The organism is Mycobacterium sp. THU-M104, assembly GCF_049197365.1.
Lineage (GTDB): Bacteria > Actinomycetota > Actinomycetes > Mycobacteriales > Mycobacteriaceae > Mycobacterium.
Genome location: NZ_JBMIOP010000178.1, coordinates 1 through 3,808 on the forward strand (window position 1 = coordinate 1; position 3,808 = coordinate 3,808).

The window sequence follows — 3,808 nt, forward strand, 5'->3', positions numbered from 1 at the left end:
CCGCGAGTTGGGTAATACACCAACCCTGCCCAAAAACACAACCCCACCAGGGCAAATCAGGCCGTCGATCAACAAAGGCCGGAAACTCCCGCTAGCATCACCCACCCGCGAAACTGTAAATTTGCAGGTGTCTACTCGCACTTCTGCTGCAGAATTACAGTTTCGCCGCGGCTTGGCTGCACGGGCTCGACTATCGCTTTGACGAGGATTCTCGGGCCGCAACAGCACTCCCGCAGAGCGGGATCGAGCAGCGGCTGGACGACCCATTTTCGGCACGACGACGACGAGGTGGTCGACACGCCGGGAAGCTTCACCCTCTGCTTGAGCGCAGTCTGGTGATCGGGGAGGAGCTACGGACCGGGGCGCGCTCGATCAACACCACGGCCGCTCGCGTGATCGACGCTACATATGTGCCTGTTGGGGTCAATGGGTCTGGCGAGGTTGTGTCGTACCCTGAGCCGATGTCGGTTTCGCGGCGCGATGTGCTGAAGCTCGCCGCCACGGCCCCGGGACTGGTGGGTTTCGGCGCCGCGGCAGCATCTCTGCGTGCGGCGCCGGCAGCGGCCGCGCTCGGCACGCTGCTGGACTACGCGGCCGGTGTCATTCCCGCCGGCCAGATCAGGGCGGCCGGGGCGGCGGGATCGATCCGGTACGTGTCCGATCGGCGGCCCGGGGGTAGCTGGATGCTCGGCAAGCCGATCCAGATCGCCGAAGCGCGTGACCTCGCCAGCAATGGGCTCAAGATCGTGTCCTGCTACCAGTACGGTAAGGGCAAAACCGCAGACTGGCTGGGCGGGGCCGCCGCCGGTGTGCAGCACGCCCGCCGCGGCATGCAGTTGCACGCCGTCGCCGGCGGACCGCCCGACGCTCCCATCTACGCCTCGATCGACGACGACCCGTCCTATGACCAGTACAAGCAGCAGATCGCTCCTTACCTGCGCTCCTGGGAGTCGGTGATCGGCCACCAGCGCACCGGTGTGTACGGCAACTCCAAGACGATCGACTGGGCGCTGCAGGACGGTCTGGGCTCCTACTTCTGGCAGCACAACTGGGGTTCGCCGAGGGGGTACGCCCATCCGGCCGCGAATCTGCACCAGGTCGAGATCGACAAGCGCCAAGTGGGCGGCGTCGGGGTGGACATCAACCACATTCTCAAGCCCCGATTCGGGCAGTGGATCTAGACCGTCGGCACCTGCTCCAGCAAATCAACTTTCGTCGACTGCGGGGTGTTGCAGAGACCTTGGGGCCGCGCGCCGGGGAGGTTGCTCGTGCGCGAAGCGCCACCGCGGGCCGAAATGCCTAACATAACGATTTCATAACAAAACCGCTTTGAACAGCGAAGTTATGGCTACTCGAGCGTAACCACCTGCATGCAGCACGTTTGTTCGTTGCGCCCGTGCGCGCGGTTCAACCCGGTGTTACCCAGGACACGGTTACCCGTGCGTAGAACTCGCCAGTAACCAATCGGCTGCGAAAAAGGGCACTCGCCCTTATGACACTCTTATTACAGCCGACGTAGGCCGCCGCGCCGATCGGCCAGGGGCCGGCTCGTCGACGACGCGCAGGGTGCCGACCCGCTGAGACACCGATAGACCGATAGACCGATAGACGACGCATACAGGGGAGACGTACAAGGTGACGATCCACGAGCACGACGGGGGCACCCCAGCGAAGCGAGGGGAGTTGCCCGCCGACCGCGACGGGCACGGCTCGTACAGCGCCCACGCTCTGGTCGACCGTCTGACGGCCGGGGAGCCGTACGCTGTGGCGTTCGGCGGCCAGGGCAGCGCCTGGCTGGAGACGCTCGAGGAACTGGTGTCCTCGGCCGGGATCGAGACCGAGCTGGCGACGCTGGTCGGCGAGGTGGAACTGCTCCTCGAGCCGGTGGCCAAGGAACTGGTCGTGGTGCGCCCGATCGGCTTCGAGCCGTTGCAGTGGGTGCGTGCGCTGGCGGCCGAGGACGCGGTTCCCGCGGACAAGCACCTGACGTCGGCGGCCGTCTCGGTCCCCGGGGTGCTGCTCACCCAGATCGCCGCCATGCGCGCCCTGGCGCGCCAGGGCATGGATTTGACGGCCACCCCGCCGTTGGCCCTGGCGGGCCATTCCCAGGGCGTGCTCGCCGTCGAGGCCCTCAAGGCCTCGAAAGACGGGGCCGCCCGAGACGCCGAGCTGCTGGCCATGGCGCAGCTGATCGGTGCGGCGGGCACGCTGGTCGCCCGCCGACGCGGCATCTCCGTGCTCGGTGACCGCCCGCCCATGGTGTCGGTCAGCAACGCCGACCCCGAGCGCATCCAACGCCTGCTGGACGAGTTCGCGCGGGACGTCCGCACCGTGCAGCCTCCGACGCTGTCCATCCGCAACGGCCGGCGTACCGTCGTCATCACCGGCACCCCCGAGCAGCTGTCACGTTTCGAGCTCTACTGTCGCCAGATCTCGGGGAAAGAAGAGGCCGACCGCAAGAGCAAGATCCGTGGCGGCGATGTGTTCGCGCCGGTCTTCGACCCGGTGCAGGTCGAGGTCGGATTCCACACCCCACGGCTCGCCGACGGCATCGACATCGTCGGGGCGTGGGCCGAGAAGGTCGGCCTCGACGTGGAGCTCGCCCGCCAACTGACCGAGGCGATCCTGGTGAGTCCCGTCGACTGGGTCGAGGAGATCACCCGGGTGCACGGCTCCGGAGCGCGCTGGATTCTCGACCTGGGACCCGGGGACATCCTGACCCGGCTGACCGCGCCGGTGATCCGGGGGCTGGGCATCGGCATCGTGCCGGCGGCCACACGCGGCGGCCAACGCAATCTGTTCACCGTCGGGGCTGTTCCCGAGGTGGCCCGCGCCTGGTCGGGCTACGCCCCGACCGTGGTGCGCCTTCCCGACGGCCGTGTCAAGCTCTCGACGAAGTTCACCCGGCTGACCGGCCGGTCGCCGATCCTGCTGGCGGGCATGACCCCGACCACCGTCGACGCCAAGATCGTGGCCGCCGCCGCCAACGCGGGGCACTGGGCCGAACTCGCCGGCGGCGGGCAGGTCACCGAGGAAATCTTCGCCGACCGCGTGCAGGAGTTGGCCGGGCTGCTCGAACCGGGCCGTACCTACGAGTTCAACGCGCTCTTCCTCGACCCTTACCTGTGGAAGCTGCAAGTGGGAGGCAGGCGCCTGGTGCAGAAGGCCCGCCAATCCGGTGCGGCGATCGACGGTCTGGTGATCAGCGCCGGTATCCCAGATCTCGAGGAAGCCGTCGAGCTGATCGACGAGCTGGGCGACGTCGGCATCAACCACGTCGTGTTCAAACCCGGCACGATCGAGCAAATCCGTTCGGTCATCCGTATCGCGACCGAGGTATCCACCAAGCCGGTGATCGTGCACATCGAGGGCGGCCGTGCCGGCGGCCACCACTCCTGGGAGGACCTCGACGACCTGCTGCTGGCCACCTACTCGGAGCTGCGGTCGCGTCCCAACATCACCGTCTGCGTCGGCGGCGGCATCGGCACCCCCGAGCGGGCGGCCGACTACCTGTCCGGACGCTGGGCGCAGAACTACGGCTTCCCGTCGATGCCGGTCGACGGCATCCTGGTCGGCACCGCGGCGATGGCGACGCTCGAGGCCACCACGTCGCCGTCGGTCAAGCGGATGCTGGTGGAAACCCAGGGCACCGACCAGTGGATCAGCGCCGGCAAAGCCCTGGGCGGCATGGCGTCGAGCCGCAGCCAGCTGGGTGCCGACATCCACGAGATCGACAACAGCGCCTCGCGTTGCGGCCGGCTGCTCGACGAGGTCGCCGGTGACGCCGAGGCGGTCGCCGAGCGGCGCG

2 protein-coding genes are annotated in these 3,808 nt (G+C 67.8%); both read left to right on the forward strand.

What is annotated here, in order from left to right; all coding sequences use genetic code 11:
- The first annotated feature begins 461 nt into the window (after positions 1 to 461).
- Positions 462 to 1,181 (forward strand): DUF1906 domain-containing protein, encoded by a 720-nt coding sequence (locus ACOJVU_RS14310; RefSeq protein WP_421530377.1) that lies wholly within the window; start codon positions 462 to 464, stop codon positions 1,179 to 1,181.
- A gap of 454 nt (positions 1,182 to 1,635) precedes the next feature.
- On the forward strand, positions 1,636 to 3,808 hold a 2,173-nt coding region (locus ACOJVU_RS14315; RefSeq protein ID WP_421530378.1), incomplete at its 3' end, for a fatty acid synthase subunit beta domain-containing protein.

Coding starts and splice junctions, on each gene's coding strand:
- ACOJVU_RS14310 (WP_421530377.1), top strand. CDS start 462: ATGTCGGTTTCGCGGCGCGATGTGCTGAAGCTCGCCGCCACGGCCCCG.